Source organism: Xanthomonas sp. NCPPB 3761 (assembly GCF_041475705.2).
Classification (GTDB): domain Bacteria; phylum Pseudomonadota; class Gammaproteobacteria; order Xanthomonadales; family Xanthomonadaceae; genus Xanthomonas; species Xanthomonas phaseoli.
The window spans coordinates 1,512,764-1,527,249 of the sequence record NZ_CM191262.1 but is presented as its reverse complement, the minus strand read 5'-3'; the positions used below and the strand labels follow the sequence as shown (position 1 = coordinate 1,527,249).

Here is a 14,486-nt window from a genome sequence, read left to right as displayed (position 1 = left end):
GCGGATGCATTGCCTGGCAGGAATCGGGAATCGATTTGGATGCTGCGTTGCGGGATTTGTTCGCTGATTTTGGAAGTGGTGACGGCATGGTTGCGGGCTGCCAAGTCCTGCATCGTGCCGTGCGTAACGCGCGTCATGTGCAGCTCGCTGGATTAGTCTGTCGGCGCGACCGGCGCACCCTGCCGCAACGCTTCGCCAGACAGGAACCTTCCGATGACCATGTCCGCTTCGTTGACCGACCAGCTCGCTGCGCAGTTGCAGGGGCCGCCGCTGCAGCAACTCGCCGGCCGCCTGGGCATTGCGCCAGAGCAGGCGCAGTCGGCAGTGCAGGCCGCGCTGCCGTTGCTGATGGGGGCGCTGGGCCGCAATAGCCAGCAGGCCGGTGGCACCGACGCATTGCTGGGCGCACTGCAACGCGACCATGCTGCCAGTCCAGACCTCGGCAGCTTGCTCGGCTCGCTATTGGGTGGCTCGGCCACCGGCGCGCAGGGCAACGGTGCCGGCATCGTCGGCCATCTGTTCGGCGATAAGGCGCCGCAGGCCGCTGCCGGCCTGGGCAAGGCCACCGGGCTGGAGACCAGTAAGGCCAGTCAGTTATTGCAGCTGCTTGCCCCGATCGTGATGGCGTATCTGGCCAAGCGCTTTCTGGGCGGCGATGCCGCATCCAGCGGCCAGCTCGGGCCTGCGCTGGCACAGGAACATCAGCAGGCGCGCAGCCATCCCGGTGCCGGCGGGTTACTGGCCAGCGTACTGGACCAGGACGGCGACGGGCAGCTGGGTCTGGGCGATGTCATGAAGCTGGGCAGCAGCCTGTTCGGCAAACGCTGAGCCAGCAGGTCAACCGGGCGGCGGCCCCTGTTGCAGATGCGGATGACGGCCCGCCCCCATGCAATCGGCGTGCGGCACGCCGGTTGGGCACCGGCGTGCTATCCATAGTGGCACGCTATCGATATGGTTGAATAATTCGAATTCACCAAATGATCGATGCTCCTTATCGTGTGCGCAACGCCACCGTGATGAGTCCGCCTGATGCGTGTCCCTGCGATCTCTGCCCGCTCGCGGTCGACCTATTCCGGGCCCTCCAGGCAGGCGCTAGCATCGACAAACACAGCGGCCACGCCAGGCCGGCATCGCTCGCAACTTCCCGCAGCCCCGATGACCCAGCCTTAAGCCCCATCCGCCACTTCGACTCCAACAGCACGTGTCTGCAACCTTCGGCACGCAGCTCCCCAAGTGCCCATGCACATAGGATTGCCATGACCACCGAAGCAAAGTGCCCGTTCAACCACGCCGTCGTCGGTACCGGAACCACCAATCGCGATTGGTGGCCCAAGCAGCTGCGCGTGGATCTGCTCAGCCAGCATTCGAGCAAATCCAACCCGCTGGGCCAGTCGTTCAACTATGCCGACGCGTTCAAGCGCCTGGACCTGCAGGCGCTCAAGCGGGACCTGCATGCGTTGATGACCGATTCGCAGGAGTGGTGGCCGGCCGACTTCGGCCATTACGGCCCGCTGTTCGTGCGGATGGCCTGGCATAGCGCCGGCACCTACCGCATCGGCGACGGACGTGGCGGTGGCGGACGTGGGCAGCAACGCTTCGCCCCCCTCAACAGCTGGCCGGACAACGTCAGCCTGGACAAGGCGCGTCGCCTGCTATGGCCGATCAAGCAGAAATACGGCCAGGCCATTTCCTGGGCCGATCTGATGATTCTTACCGGCAACGTCGCGCTGGAATCGATGGGCTTCAAGACGTTCGGCTTCGCCGGCGGTCGCGAAGACACCTGGGAGCCGGATCAGGATCTGTACTGGGGTCGCGAAACCAAGTGGCTGGGTGGCGACGACCGCTATTCGCGCGGCTCGCCCGGCGTGGACGAAGCGCACGGGGTGCTGGTGAAGGACGACGACAGCCAGGTGCCGCATACCCGCGACCTGGAAAACCCGCTGGCCGCCGTGCAGATGGGCCTGATCTACGTCAATCCAGAAGGCCCGGACGGTAACCCCGACCCGATCGCCTCTGCGCGCGACATCCGCGACACCTTCGCGCGCATGGCCATGAACGACGAAGAGACCGTGGCGCTGATCGCTGGCGGCCACACCTTCGGCAAGACCCACGGCGCCGGCCCGGCCGACAACGTGGGCGCCGAACCCGAAGCCGGCGAGCTGGAAAGCCAGGGCTTGGGCTGGCATAACCGCTACGGTAGCGGCAAGGGCGCCGACACTATCACCAGCGGTCTGGAAGTCACCTGGACCACCACGCCTGCGCAATGGAGCAACGATTACTTCGACCATCTGTTCGGTTTCGAGTGGGAGCTGAGCAAAAGCCCGGCCGGCGCGCATCAGTGGGTGGCCAAGAACGCCGACGCCATCATTCCCGACGCGCACGACGCCTCCAGGAAGCATCGCCCGACGATGCTGACCACCGACCTAGCGCTGCGCTTCGACCCCGCGTACGAAGCCATCTCGCGGCGTTTCCAGCAGCATCCCGAACAATTCGCCGATGCCTTCGCTCGCGCCTGGTTCAAGCTCACCCACCGCGACATGGGCCCACGCGCACGCTACCTCGGCGCTGATGTGCCTGCTGAAGAGTTGGTGTGGCAGGACCCGGTGCCGGCGGTCGATCACGCCCTGGTCGACGCGCAGGATGCCGCCGCGCTCAAGCAGACCATCCTGGCCTCGGGCCTGAGCGTGGCGCAGCTGGTGTCCACCGCGTGGGCGTCTGCCTCCACGTTCCGCGGCTCGGACAAGCGTGGCGGCGCCAACGGTGCGCGCATCCGCCTGGCCCCGCAGAAGGATTGGCAGGCCAATCAGCCCGAGCAACTGGCCAAGGTGCTCGCGACGCTGCAACGCATCCAGGCCGACTTCAACGCCGCGCACTCGGGTGGCAAGAAGATTTCGCTGGCCGACCTGATCGTGCTGGCCGGTAATGCGGCGGTCGAACACGCGGCGCAGGCCGCCGGCCACCAGGTCACCGTGCCGTTCGCACCCGGCCGTACCGATGCGTCGCAGGAACAGACCGACGTGGAATCCTTCGCCGTGCTCGAACCGGTGGCCGATGGCTTCCGCAACTTCGCCAAGCGCCGCTACGCAGTGCCGGCCGAGGCGCTGTTGATCGACAAGGCCCAGCTGCTCACCCTCACCGCACCGGAGTTGACCGTGCTGGTCGGCGGCCTGCGCGTGCTGGGCGCCAATGTCGGCGACTCGAAGCATGGCGTGTTCACCAGCCGCCCCGGTGTGTTGAGCAACGACTTCTTCGCCAACCTGCTCGACATGCGCACCGAGTGGAAGGCCACCTCGGAGGCGAAGGATGCCTACGAAGGCCGCGACCGCAGTACCGGTGAACTTCGCTGGACCGGCACGCGCGTGGACCTGGTGTTCGGCTCCAACTCCATCCTGCGTGCAGTGGCCGAGGTCTATGCCAGCGCCGATGCGCAGGAGAAGTTCGTGCATGACTTCGTTGCTGCCTGGACCAAGGTGATGCAGCTGGATCGCTTCGATCTGGCCTAAGCGTCTTCACTCATGCGCACCTGCCAACACGCAGCTGCGCGAGCCCGCACACAAACGCCCCGATCAACGGGGCGTTTGTGTTTGCAGGGTCTATTGCATAAGCGCTTGTTGCGACAGCGCGCTACAACGCGTCGATATCGCCCAATGCCGTGATCAGGCGGCGCGCGCGCTTGTCCGGTTTACCCTCGGGCGCACGGTAGCCGGTACGCTCGGCAGCGCGCTGCAGGCGCCATTGCGCGCGGGCCTCGCGCGAGATATCGCTTTCGATGTAGAGCGCCTGCGCCACCGGCGCCGGGCCGCGTACATCGCTGAGCGCGGCAACGGTGATCTCGAAGATTTCGCCGCCGCGGTCGATACGCAACTGTTCGCCGCTGCGCAGCGCGCGCGACGGCTTTGGACGCTGGCCGGCCACGTCGACTTTGCCGGTCTCCACGGCGTTCTTGGCCAGGCTGCGCGTCTTGAAAAAGCGCGCTGCCCAGAGCCAGACATCCAGCCTGACCGTCATCGCCTGTTCCAGCTCTAGATTCATTCGTCTTGCGGTCTCGTGTCGTACGGTGGCTCGCGCAGTACGCATTGCATGCGTGCCAACGCTGCGATCTTGCGCAAACGCCGGCGCGATTGCCGGAGTCTTCCACGCCAATGGCGTGCGCCCCAACAGATGTTTGGGCAACGGCTGCCAAACTCAAGCGGGCAGGACCAGGCGCGATCTGGCCTGCACCGCAGGGCGTCACCGCCGGCGGATGCCCTCCTCCGTTAGGTGTTCGCTGTGGCCACGGTGCGCGGCATGTCCGGGTTTGGATGCGCCGCGATCAACGCGTCGTCGGCGACGTTGGCGCGCAGTGCCGCAGGCCGGGCGGCATGCCGTTGCGCGAAGGCGGTAAACGCAGGCCGCGGTTCCAGCATGCCGGTACGCGTGTAGAAACCCACCACCGCCGCCATGTACAGGTCGGCCGCGCTGAAGCGGTCGCCGGCCAGATGCTCGCGGCCCGCGACCGCCTGTTCCAGGGTCTGCAGAAGGTCCGCTTCGTGGCCGTAGCCGGCGCTGCGTGCCGGTGCCAGCACGCCGCTTTCCTTCGCGGTCAGCAGCGCCTCCACTGGGCCGGCCAGGAAAAACAGCCAACGGTAATAATCGGCGCGCGCCGGCGATCCCGGCGGCGGCGCCAGGTGCCGCTCCGGCACCAGGTCGGCCAGGTAGGCACAGATCGCCGCATTCTCGGTAACGACCGTGTTGCCATGACGCAGCGCCGGCACCTTGCCCATCGGGTTGATCGCCAGATAGTCCGGCGCCTTCATCGTGGTGCCGTAGTCGAGGATGACCGCCTGGTACGGCAGGCCGGTTTCCTCCAGCATCCAGCGGGCGACACGGCCGCGTGACAATGGGTGGGTGTAGAGCACGATCTCGGTGGACATGGGCAGACTTCGGTGGTGGACAGCCTGCAGTCTGGTCCTGCCTTGCTGACAGGTGCTGTCAGCAGTCGGCTGCGTAGCCGGTCGCCGCGCGCCAGCGCTTGATCAGCAGATGCCGGCGCGAGGGATAGCGTTCGCCGTCGTCGGCCAGGGCCAGCACCCGGTCGGCACGGAAGTGACGGAAATCGCCGCGCAATTCGCACCACGCGGCGATCATGCCGTAGCCGCCGAGAAAGGCCATCGCGAACGGCCAGACCCGCCGTTGCGAGGCAGTACCTTCGGCATCGGCGTAGTCCATCCGCAGCACGTGTTCGAGCCGGATGCCGCGACGCAGGATCGGCAGCCACGGTGCGGGCGGTTGCGTGGCATCGGCCGCGGGCACCAGCAGCCCGCTCGTCTCGATCGATGCGCGCAAGTTGCCGGGCAGCGTGGCGGTGATACGCGCCACCGCGCGCTGCGCTGCCTGCGCCAGTTCCGGATCGGCCTGGCGCGCCACCCAGCGCGCGCCCAGGTTCAGGGCCTCCAGTTCGTCCTCGGTGAAATTCAGTGCCGGCAGCAGGAAGCCTGGACGCAACACGTAGCCCACCCCGGGATCGCCAAGGATGTCGGCGCCCTGCGCGCGCAAGGTAGCGATATCGCGGTACAACGTGCGCAGGCTGACGCCCAGCGCAGTGGCGAGCTGGGCACCGGCCACGGGCCGACGCCGTGCGCGCAGGGCGTCGAGCAGATGCAGCAAACGGGTCGCACGAATTTCCATCGCGACAGCATAGTGGGCTTTGCGTCCTCGCTGCTTTGGGCTGCATGGCGCTCGCGCATTCGGGTCTTAGAGCGACTAACAAAACGTAGCGAGCAGCTGTCAGGTGGACGCGGACGGCGCGCAGGAACCGGAGTGTACGGGTGGTACATGAGGATTCCGAGCACCGGCCGCGCCCGCCTGGCGGCTGCGCAGTAGTTTTGTTAGCCGCTCTTAGACGAACGGGCGCATCCATAGGAGTCCAACTGCGATGCAGCGATCGGCCGGCGCACCGGCAGACCAGCCGGCGACCACGTCCGACCATGGCTGCGGCCAGCCCAAACCTGCATCCCCATCCTCGCCAGGCCCGCCTGCCGCATTGCCTATTCACGCACACGCCTGCGGCTGCTTTGCATGCCGCTGCCAGACAAGGCGCGCAGCGTGCTCCACGATCGGCGCGCCCCACGCCGCCTCGCCGCAGGTGCGCTGCATTCGGGCTCACCCGGGCAATGCTAGTGTGCGCACCTTCTGCGCGACGATACGACTGCGATGCCCAAATCCGCTGTCCTGACCGAAGGCCCGATCGGCAAGAATCTGCTGTTGTTCGCACTGCCGATCATGGCCGGCAACATCGCCCAGTCGCTCAACGGATCGATCAACGCGATCTGGATCGGCCGCTATCTCGGCGAAGAGGCGCTGACCGCGGCGGCCAATGCCAACAGCATCATGTTCTTCCTGATCGGCTCGGTGTTCGGCATCGGCATGGCCTCGACCATCCTGATCGGCCAGGCGATGGGCGTGCGCGATATCGCCCAGGCGCGCAAGGTGATGGGCACCAGCGCGAGCTTTTTCGGCGGGCTGTCGGCCGTGATCGCCGTGCTCGGCTGGTACCTGGCGCCGCATTTGCTGAGCGCCATGGGCACGCCCGCTGCCTCGCAAACCCTGGCCGAAGACTATCTGCGGGTGATCTTCCTGGCAATGCCCACGCTGTATCTGTTCGCGTTCCTCTCGGCCGCCTTGCGCGGCACCGGCGATGCACGCACGCCGTTCCGGTTCCTGTTGCTGTCGGTGCTGCTGGATATCGTGTTCAACCCGCTGCTGTTGTTCGGTATCGGCCCGTTTCCGGCATTGGGCATTGCCGGCGCGGCCTGGGCCACGTTGATAGCGCAGGTCGTCGCACTGGCTGGGTTGCTGGTGTATTTACGCAAGAAACGCCATGTCTTGTGGCTGGGCCGGAGCGATGTGCGGCTGTTTCGCATCGACCCAGCCATCCTGCGCGCGTTGATCGTCAAAGGCGTGCCGATGGGTCTGCAGATGGTGATGATCTCGCTGTCGATGATCGCCATGCTGTCGTTGGTCAATGGTTTCGGCACCGAAACCGCTGCTGCATTCGGCGCAGGATTGCAGCTATGGAACTATGTGCAGATGCCGGCCATGGCGGTGGGCGCAGCGTGTTCGTCGATGGCCGCCCAGAATGTGGGCGCCGGCCTGTGGTCGCGCGTGGATGCGGTCGCACGTACCGGCATCGCCGCCAATTTCCTGATGACGGGCCTGCTGATCGTGCTGCTGATCCTGTTCGATCGCTGGACCTTGGCCCTGTTTCTGCCCGAAGGCAGCGCCACGCTGGAGGTTGCCCGGCACCTCAACCACATTGCGATCTGGTCGTTCCTGCTGTTTGGTGTCAGCTTCGTGGTCTCGGGCGTAGTGCGCGCCACCGGTGCGGTGATGCCGCCGTTGTTGATCCTGGCGTTTTCGCTATGGGGCGTGCGCGTGCCGTTGGCCAACGTGCTGCTGCCGCATCTGGGCGCTGATGCGGTGTGGTGGAGCTTTCCGACCAGTTCGGCCTGTTCGATGCTGCTGTCGCTGGCGTATTACCGCTGGGGCGGCTGGCGCAAGGCGCGCATGCTGAGCGCGCCCACGCATCCGTCGGAGCTTGCGGCAGCAGCGGAAGTGCCGGCGCATCCGGCCTCGCCGGTCGCCGACCCGGCCCCGCTCACCGATGCGCCAGGCGGGCAGCAATTACCGCGGACGCCGCAGCGTTAGTCGCGTTTGCCGCAGGCGTGCCGTCCGGTCCGCAGCCATCGCGGGTGCATGCGCTTGCAACCGTCGTGGGATCAGGGTGGCCAGCCTCCATACCTCGACCACCCTGATCGAGAGCACGGGTTGCTGGACGCATTCGCTCAAGGCGCGGTGTGCAGCATGCGTGGATGCCGCAATCGAACAGCCATTCCCACAAACGCAAACAGCCGCCCGAAGGCGGCTGTTTGGCAGTGGCGGGACAGGCCCGCCAATGTGGCTTACTCCGCCTTGGCAGCAGCCTGGCGAGCGGCCTTGGCCTGCGCAGCGGCGGCCAGATCTTCCTTGATGCGGGCAGCCTTGCCTTCCAGACCACGCAGGTAGTACAGCTTACCGGCGCGCACCTTGCCGCGACGCTTCACTTCGACCGAGTCGATGATGGCGCTGTGGGTCTGGAACACGCGCTCCACGCCGAAGCCATGCGAGATCTTGCGCACGGTGAAGGAGGAGTTCAGGCCGGCATTCTTGGTACCGATCACCACGCCCTCATAGGCCTGCACGCGCTCGCGGTTGCCTTCCTTCACCTTGACGTTCACCACAACGGTGTCGCCCTGGTTGAATTCCGGCAGCTTGCGCTGGATCTGGGCGGCTTCGAAGTCAGCCAGGATGGTCTTGTTGAGTTTGCTCATGGTGGGCACCGCGTGTCTGGTGATATTGGACCGGCAGTCGCCGCACGGCGATTGCTCGAGGTTCGTAGGAGGGCCAGACGCAAGGCTGGCCAGCAAGCCGCATATTGTACCCCAATCAATCTTGCAAGAGCTAGGGGTGAGCCCTTATTTCTCGTCGTCCGGGACGAGTTCGCGGCGAAACTCGTCCAGCAGACGGCGATCGTTCTTCTCCAGCCCCGCCTCGTCGAGCAGGTCCGGACGACGCAGCCAGGTCCGGCCCAGCGATTGCTTCCGGCGCCAGCGCGCGATTGCCGCATGGTTGCCCGACCGCAGCACATCGGGCACATCGCCCCATGCGTGGGTCGCCGGATGGCTGTAATGCGGACAATCGAGCAGGCCTTGCGGGCCTTCGAAACTGTCCTGGGCGGCAGATTCGGCGTCGTTCAATACGCCGTCCTGCAACCGCGCCACCACGTCCACCAGCACTGCGGCACCTAGTTCACCGCCGGACAAGACGTAATCGCCGATGGAGATTTCCATGTCCACCGCCTGCGCGAGAAAGCGCTCGTCCACGCCTTCATAGCGGCCGCACAACAACATCAGGCGCGGCAACTGCGCCAACTCGCGGGCGAGCGCCTGCGTGAGCGGACGCCCCTGCGGGCTGAGGTAGATCACGGGCGCTGGCCGCGCGTCTGCGGCCTGCACGGCGTCCAGACAGGCCCGCAACGGCTCGATCAACATCACCATGCCGGGCCCGCCACCGAACGGACGGTCGTCCACCCGGCGATAGTTGCCCTGCGCATGCTCGCGCGGATTCCAGCCGTGCAATTCCAGCAAGCCGCGCTCCTGCGCCCGCCCGACCACGCCGAACGCCGCGCATTGCGCGATGAACTCGGGGAACAGGCTGATGACGTCGATGCGCACTGGCAGGGATTCGGGAATCGGCAATGGGTAAGGCAAGAGCGAAGCGGATGGCTTCGATCAGAAATCCGGATCCCAGTCCACCACGATCAAGTTGGCTTCGAAATCCACCGACTTGACGAAATCCGGGAACACGAACGGAATCATGCGCTCACGATCGCCACGCACCACGACCACGTCGTTGGAGCCGGTGGAGAACAGGTGCGACACCGTGCCCAGCTTGACGCCTTCGACGGTTTCCACCTGCAATTCTTCCAGATCCACCCAGTAATATTCGTCGGGCTTGGGCGGTGGCAAGGCACTGCGCGCGACGTAGATTTCAGTCCCGTGCATGGCTTCGACCGTGTCACGGTCGGTGACGCCAGGGAACACCGCAATCAGATTCTTGCCCTGATCGCGCCCACGCACGCCGCTGACCACCGACTCCTGTCCGGACGGCGCGCGCACGATCCACGGCTGATACCGGAAGATGGCGGTCCGTGGCTCGGTCCAGGATTCGAGCTTCAGCTCGCCCTTGACACCAAAAGCGCCGACAATCCTGCCTAACAGGATGCGGCGCTCGGTCTGCTTCATCTGCGTCGACTCTGGGCCAGGTGGCGACACCCGGCCCTCAAGTTCAGGCCGCAGCGGCCTGAGACTTGGCTTCGCGATACAGGTTACGCACCTTGTCGGTCAGCTGCGCACCGTTGCCGACCCAATGGTCGACGCGTGCGACGTCCAGCACGATGCGCGGTTCTGCACCCTGGGCAACCGGGTTGTAGTAACCCAGGCGCTCGATGTTGCGGCCGTCGCGCGCGCTGCGCACGTCGGTCACGATGATGTGGTAGAACGGACGCTTCTTGGCGCCGCCGCGGGTCAGTCGGATCTTGACCATGGTGTTGTTTTCCTAGTTGCCCAGTCGCCAGAGTGGCGCGGTAAGCCGGCGATTATAGCGGGCTCCGGCGGCGAAGCCAAGCCGCCCCTGAACCGCTCAGATCGCTTGCCAGGCCTGGGTTTGCAGGGCCCGCTCCAAAATCGCCAGCTGGGCGGCGCCATCCGGCCACTGCACAGACCCGACCGCCGCCAGCGCTTGTTGCCCGCGCGCATTGCAGCTGAAGCCGCCATCGAATGCCTGGAGCTCGCCCAGCGCGACCGGGCGCGTGTCCTGCTCGATGCCAATCGCCTGCAGCCCGGCCTGCAGCAGACGCTGCCGGGTGCCGGGCAAGGCCGGCCCCTGTGGCCACACGACCCTGCCCTGCTGCCACAGGCCCAGATTCCAGAACGCACCCTCCACGAGCCGGCCTTGCGGATCGATCAGCAGCGCATCGTCGAACCCGGCAAGCAGTGCCTGACGGCGCATCTGCAGCAGCGCAAAGGTGCCGACGTGCTTGCACAGCGGCTGCTCGCGCACGTAATTGACCGGCTGCACGCGCACAGCGGTGGCGGGCGTCTGCGCGGCGGGCGAGAGCGCGATCAACACATCCAGTGCGACGGCGCGCGCTGGATCGCGCAGGTCGAAATCCTGCGAAAACACCGTGATGCGCACGCTCGCATCGGTGCTGCCGGCACCCGACAACGCAATGCGCAACTGCGCGCGAATGGCGTCAATATCGACGGCAGCACCAAACAAGGCTGCGCTGTCGTGCTGCAGACGCTGCAGATGCAGGTCCAGCCCAAGCGCAGCGTTTTCGCGCACCTGCAGCGTGGTGAAGTGGCCGTAATTGTTCAACGCCGCAGCACTGAGCTGCTGCGCGGTGGCGGCTACGCCATTGCAGAAGATCAACGGCACAGCAGCGCTTGCGCCTGTTCCCACCACTGCGTCACGACGTGCGCAGCAGGTTGCGCAGGCGCCATCCAGGCCGATTGGCCGGCCCAGGCCTGCATCGCATCCAGACGATTGTCGCGCGCGGCCGCCTGGCGCATCGGTGCGGTGAGCCCGCGCTGCACCGGGTATGGCGCAGGTGGTGGTGCGTCTGCAGCATTTGCTGCACTGACATACGGTGTGGCCAGCGCGCGTCCCAACCGACCCGAGAATGCACGGGTTGGCTGGGTGTGCTCCGGCTCTGCCTGAGATAACGCGTCGGCCCAGGCGCTCGGCAATGCAGCTTCGGGGGTGCGTAGCAAACCGGTGCCGATCTGCACCGCGCTTGCGCCCAACGTCAGCGCTGCCGCAATGCCCCGCGCATCTGCGATACCGCCGGCGGCGATGACCGGGATATCGAGACGATCGACCAGGCGCGGCAACAGCGCCAATAGTCCGGTCATCTGTTGCGCGGCGCGGCCGGCCTCGAACGCACCGCGATGACCACCGGCTTCGGCCCCTTGCGCGACCACTGCATCGGCACCTGCTGCCTGCGCCGCAAGGGCTTCGTCCAATGTGGTGGCGCAGGCGAACCAGGCGATTCCGGCATTCTTGAGACGTGCCACCTGATCGGGCCGAAAGATACCCATGATCGATGAGGCAACTGCTGGCCGCGCGGCGAGCAAGGCGTCCAATTGCGCGTCGAAATCGGCAGGTGTCGCGTCGCCCGCTGTCTCCGGCACCGCAGGCCCCCACTGCGCAAGAAACGCGCGCAGCCGCGCTTCGGTCGCCGCATCGCGCGCAGGTGCCGGGTCGGGAATCCATAGATTGACCTGCGCTGGCCCTGCGCTGGCCTCACCGAATGCGGCCATCCACGCCATGATGTCGTGCGGCTGCGATAACACGGCCCCCATCGCGCCCATGCCCCCGGCATTGGCGATCGCCGCCGACAACGGCACCGGGCAGGCGCCGGCCATGGGGCTGAGCAGGATCGGCAAGCGCAGCCCAAAGCGCTGCTGAAAGGCATCGACGTTGGAAAACCTGGTCATCAATCACTTCGCGCACCATGAGATGCCACATGGTAACCGCGACGCAGGGACGCCGATGCCGGCACAGGCACGAGCATCTGCGGCGCCCGGTTGGTGGCTGCGCAGCAGATGTTCGCTGCGCATGCGCCGGCATCGGCATGCTTGCCGGTATCACTCTTCGACCCAGACAGTCTCCAACGCGAAGTACGCCGGCGCCGCGGACGCTATAGAGAAGCGCGCCACAAGCACTGATCGATAAACGCCGAAGCCGGTTGGGGGCACCGCGCCGGTGGCTCGCATAGCGCAAGCCAGGCAGCATCGCCATCGGCACGACAGGTACGCTGCGTGCAGCTGGCCGGCGTTGCGCTCGCCCACGCATGTTCCAGCTCCGGCCCACTTCTTCCTAAGACAGCACGTCCACGAAGTAGTGGCGCCAATTGCGCACGGCGACATGGTGCGCGGCTTCCTGGAGGCCGCGTCAGGTTATTGCGTCGAGCTGCAGCAGGCGAGCGATTGCCTGCGCGGTACTGGTGGCGTCGCCCACATTTTCAGCGGCGAACAATGCCACTCGCACGCCTGCAGTGCGCGAGCAATAGGCGGTCGATGCCCGCAACAACCAGTGCGATGCACCGCCAGAGAGCAAGACCTGCCGGAACGACCATCCGCCTCGATGTGGTGTGCCACGCCGGCACAAGGGCCAGTGCAAGATGCACACACTGCGCGCCTGCGAATGCTTCGCAGCGCGGCGTGCGCAGGTTGCTCAGCGGAACGGCATGCCGCCGCGGCCGCCCATGGCGCCCATCATGCCCTTCATGTTGCGCATCAGGCCCTTCATGCCGCCACCGGCCAGCTTGCCCATCATCTTTTCCATCTGCTGATACTGCTTCATCAGCTTGTTGACGTCGGCCGGCTGCATGCCCGAGCCGCGGGCAATGCGGGCGCGGCGCGAGCCGTTGAGCAGCGCCGGGTTGCGGCGTTCCTTCTTGGTCATCGAATTGATGATGGCGATCATGCGCGGCACTTCCTTGCCGGTGACCTGCTGCTTGACGTTGTCCGGGATCTGGCCCATGCCCGGCAGCTTGTCCATCAGCCCATGGATGCCGCCCATGTTCTGCATCTGCTCGAGCTGTTCCTTCATGTCGTTGAGGTCGAACTTCTTGCCCTTGGCGACCTTGGCGGCCAGCTTGGCGGCCTTTTCCTGGTCGACGCTGTGCTCGACCTGCTCCACCAGCGACAGCACGTCGCCCATGTCCAGGATGCGGCTGGCGACGCGATCGGGATGGAACACGTCCAGGCCATCGGTCTTTTCGCCGGTACCGACGAACTTGATCGGCTTGCCAGTGATGTAGCGCACGCTCAGTGCCGCGCCGCCGCGGGCATCGCCGTCGGTCTTGGTCAGCACCACGCCGGTCAGCGGCAGCGCCTCGCCGAAGGCCTTGGCGGTGTTGGCCGCGTCCTGGCCGGTCATCGCATCGACCACGAACAGGGTTTCGGTGGGGTTGACCGCGGCATGCAGTGCCTTGATCTCGTCCATCATCGCCTGATCGATCGCCAGGCGGCCGGCGGTGTCGACCAGCAGTACGTCGACGAAGGACTTGCGCGCATCGCTGATGGCTGCGCGCACGATGTCGACCGGCTTCTGCGACGCATCGGAGGCGAAGAACAGCACCCCGACCTGGTCGGCCAGGGTCTTGAGCTGCTCGATCGCGGCCGGGCGGTAGACGTCGGCCGAGACCACCATGACCTTCTTCTTGCGCTTTTCCTTCAGGTGCTTGGCGAGCTTGCCCACCGTGGTGGTCTTGCCCGCGCCCTGCAGACCGGCCATCAGCACGATCGCCGGTGCCGGCACGTTGAGATTGAGGTCGGTGGCGGCCGCGCCCATCACGGCGGTGAGCTCGTCGCGCACCACCTTGATCAGCGCCTGGCCCGGGGTCAACGACTTGAGCACTTCCTGGCCCACCGCGCGCACCTTGATGCGCTCGATCAACGCCTGCACCACCGGCAGCGCGACGTCGGCCTCCAGCAGCGCGATACGCACTTCGCGGGTGGCTTCGCGGATGTTCTCCTCGGTCAGGCGGCCGCGGCCGCGCAGGCGCTCCATGGTGCCGGAGAGACGTTGGGTAAGGGACTCGAACATGCGCACAGGACCGCGGAGGGGAAACGGGTGCCGATTATAGCGGCACCGGCTGGCGGCCTGCCCCGGCCTGCATGGGCCCGGCAAGGTGCCCGGTGAGGAACTCTTCGACCGTGCTGCGAGGCGGGCAATCAGCCGGGACCGAACCGGGACGCGCAGGAACGGCAGCAAGGCCGGCGAAAGCCGCGCTACTGCGTGCCAGGCGCACCCTGCTTCACCAGGCGCTCCCTCGCGACGAGAGACCGCCCACCAGCAAAACCCAAGCGACCCACGGCCCAGGCCTCCCCGATTCCCGA

At 66.1% G+C, this 14,486-nt stretch carries 13 protein-coding genes and 1 other RNA gene; 3 read left to right on the top strand and 11 right to left on the bottom strand.

Annotated elements, in window-relative coordinates; all coding sequences use genetic code 11:
* Nucleotides 1-213: 213 nt before the first annotated feature.
* Both ACCQ00_RS06705 and katG read left to right on the top strand, forming a co-directional pair.
* Entirely contained in the window at nt 214-828 is a 615-nt protein-coding gene (locus ACCQ00_RS06705; RefSeq protein WP_039569692.1) for a DUF937 domain-containing protein, read from the top strand.
* Nucleotides 829-1,256: 428 nt separating this feature from the next.
* Nucleotides 1,257-3,503 (top strand): catalase/peroxidase HPI, encoded by a 2,247-nt coding sequence (katG, locus tag ACCQ00_RS06700; RefSeq protein ID WP_039569689.1) that lies wholly within the window; start codon nt 1,257-1,259, stop codon nt 3,501-3,503.
* 121 nt (nt 3,504-3,624) lie between these two features.
* Here katG and ACCQ00_RS06695 read toward each other — a convergent pair whose 3' ends face one another.
* From ACCQ00_RS06695 to ACCQ00_RS06680, 4 genes are all read right to left on the bottom strand, one after another.
* Nucleotides 3,625-4,032 carry an RNA-binding S4 domain-containing protein gene (locus ACCQ00_RS06695; RefSeq protein ID WP_017158020.1) on the bottom strand — a complete coding sequence of 136 codons (408 nt, stop codon included), beginning with the start codon at nt 4,030-4,032 and terminating at the stop codon, nt 3,625-3,627.
* Nucleotides 4,033-4,256: 224 nt separating this feature from the next.
* Complete coding sequence (locus ACCQ00_RS06690; protein WP_039569687.1) at nt 4,257-4,913, bottom strand: glutathione S-transferase family protein; 657 nt, start codon at nt 4,911-4,913, stop codon at nt 4,257-4,259.
* Nucleotides 4,914-4,971: 58 nt separating this feature from the next.
* The gene (locus ACCQ00_RS06685) at nt 4,972-5,667 is read right to left on the bottom strand and encodes a helix-turn-helix transcriptional regulator (protein WP_039569685.1); all 696 of its coding nucleotides are present in this window, start codon (nt 5,665-5,667) and stop codon (nt 4,972-4,974) included.
* A 73-nt stretch (nt 5,668-5,740) separates the two neighbouring features.
* A non-coding RNA gene (locus ACCQ00_RS06680) (sX9 sRNA) lies at nt 5,741-5,816 on the bottom strand.
* Nucleotides 5,817-6,192: 376 nt separating this feature from the next.
* Here ACCQ00_RS06680 and ACCQ00_RS06675 point away from each other — a divergent pair.
* On the top strand, nt 6,193-7,686 hold the full coding sequence (locus ACCQ00_RS06675) for an MATE family efflux transporter (protein ID WP_039569682.1): 1,494 nt from the start codon (nt 6,193-6,195) through the stop codon (nt 7,684-7,686).
* A gap of 254 nt (nt 7,687-7,940) precedes the next feature.
* Here ACCQ00_RS06675 and rplS read toward each other — a convergent pair whose 3' ends face one another.
* The 7 genes from rplS to ffh form a co-directional block, all read right to left on the bottom strand.
* The gene (gene rplS, locus ACCQ00_RS06670; protein WP_003484215.1) at nt 7,941-8,348 is read right to left on the bottom strand and encodes a 50S ribosomal protein L19; all 408 of its coding nucleotides are present in this window, start codon (nt 8,346-8,348) and stop codon (nt 7,941-7,943) included.
* Nucleotides 8,349-8,492: 144 nt separating this feature from the next.
* Complete coding sequence (gene trmD / locus ACCQ00_RS06665) at nt 8,493-9,251, bottom strand: tRNA (guanosine(37)-N1)-methyltransferase TrmD (protein ID WP_039569701.1); 759 nt, start codon at nt 9,249-9,251, stop codon at nt 8,493-8,495.
* 57 nt (nt 9,252-9,308) lie between these two features.
* Nucleotides 9,309-9,821 (bottom strand): ribosome maturation factor RimM, encoded by a 513-nt coding sequence (gene rimM / locus ACCQ00_RS06660; RefSeq protein WP_017158014.1) that lies wholly within the window; start codon nt 9,819-9,821, stop codon nt 9,309-9,311.
* 43 nt (nt 9,822-9,864) lie between these two features.
* Nucleotides 9,865-10,122: a 30S ribosomal protein S16 gene (gene rpsP, locus ACCQ00_RS06655; RefSeq protein WP_003484223.1), complete on the bottom strand. Its 258-nt coding sequence runs from the start codon at nt 10,120-10,122 to the stop codon at nt 9,865-9,867.
* 96 nt (nt 10,123-10,218) lie between these two features.
* Nucleotides 10,219-11,016 (bottom strand): aminotransferase class IV family protein, encoded by a 798-nt coding sequence (locus ACCQ00_RS06650; protein WP_372354088.1) that lies wholly within the window; start codon nt 11,014-11,016, stop codon nt 10,219-10,221.
* Nucleotides 11,007-12,077, bottom strand: a complete 1,071-nt coding sequence (locus ACCQ00_RS06645; RefSeq protein WP_039569677.1) for an NAD(P)H-dependent flavin oxidoreductase — start codon at nt 12,075-12,077, stop codon at nt 11,007-11,009. Before ACCQ00_RS06645 ends, ACCQ00_RS06650 begins: the two co-directional genes overlap by 10 nt.
* A 739-nt stretch (nt 12,078-12,816) precedes the next feature.
* Nucleotides 12,817-14,193, bottom strand: a complete 1,377-nt coding sequence (gene ffh, locus ACCQ00_RS06640) for a signal recognition particle protein (RefSeq protein WP_017158010.1) — start codon at nt 14,191-14,193, stop codon at nt 12,817-12,819.
* Between the last annotated feature and the right edge of the window lie 293 nt (nt 14,194-14,486).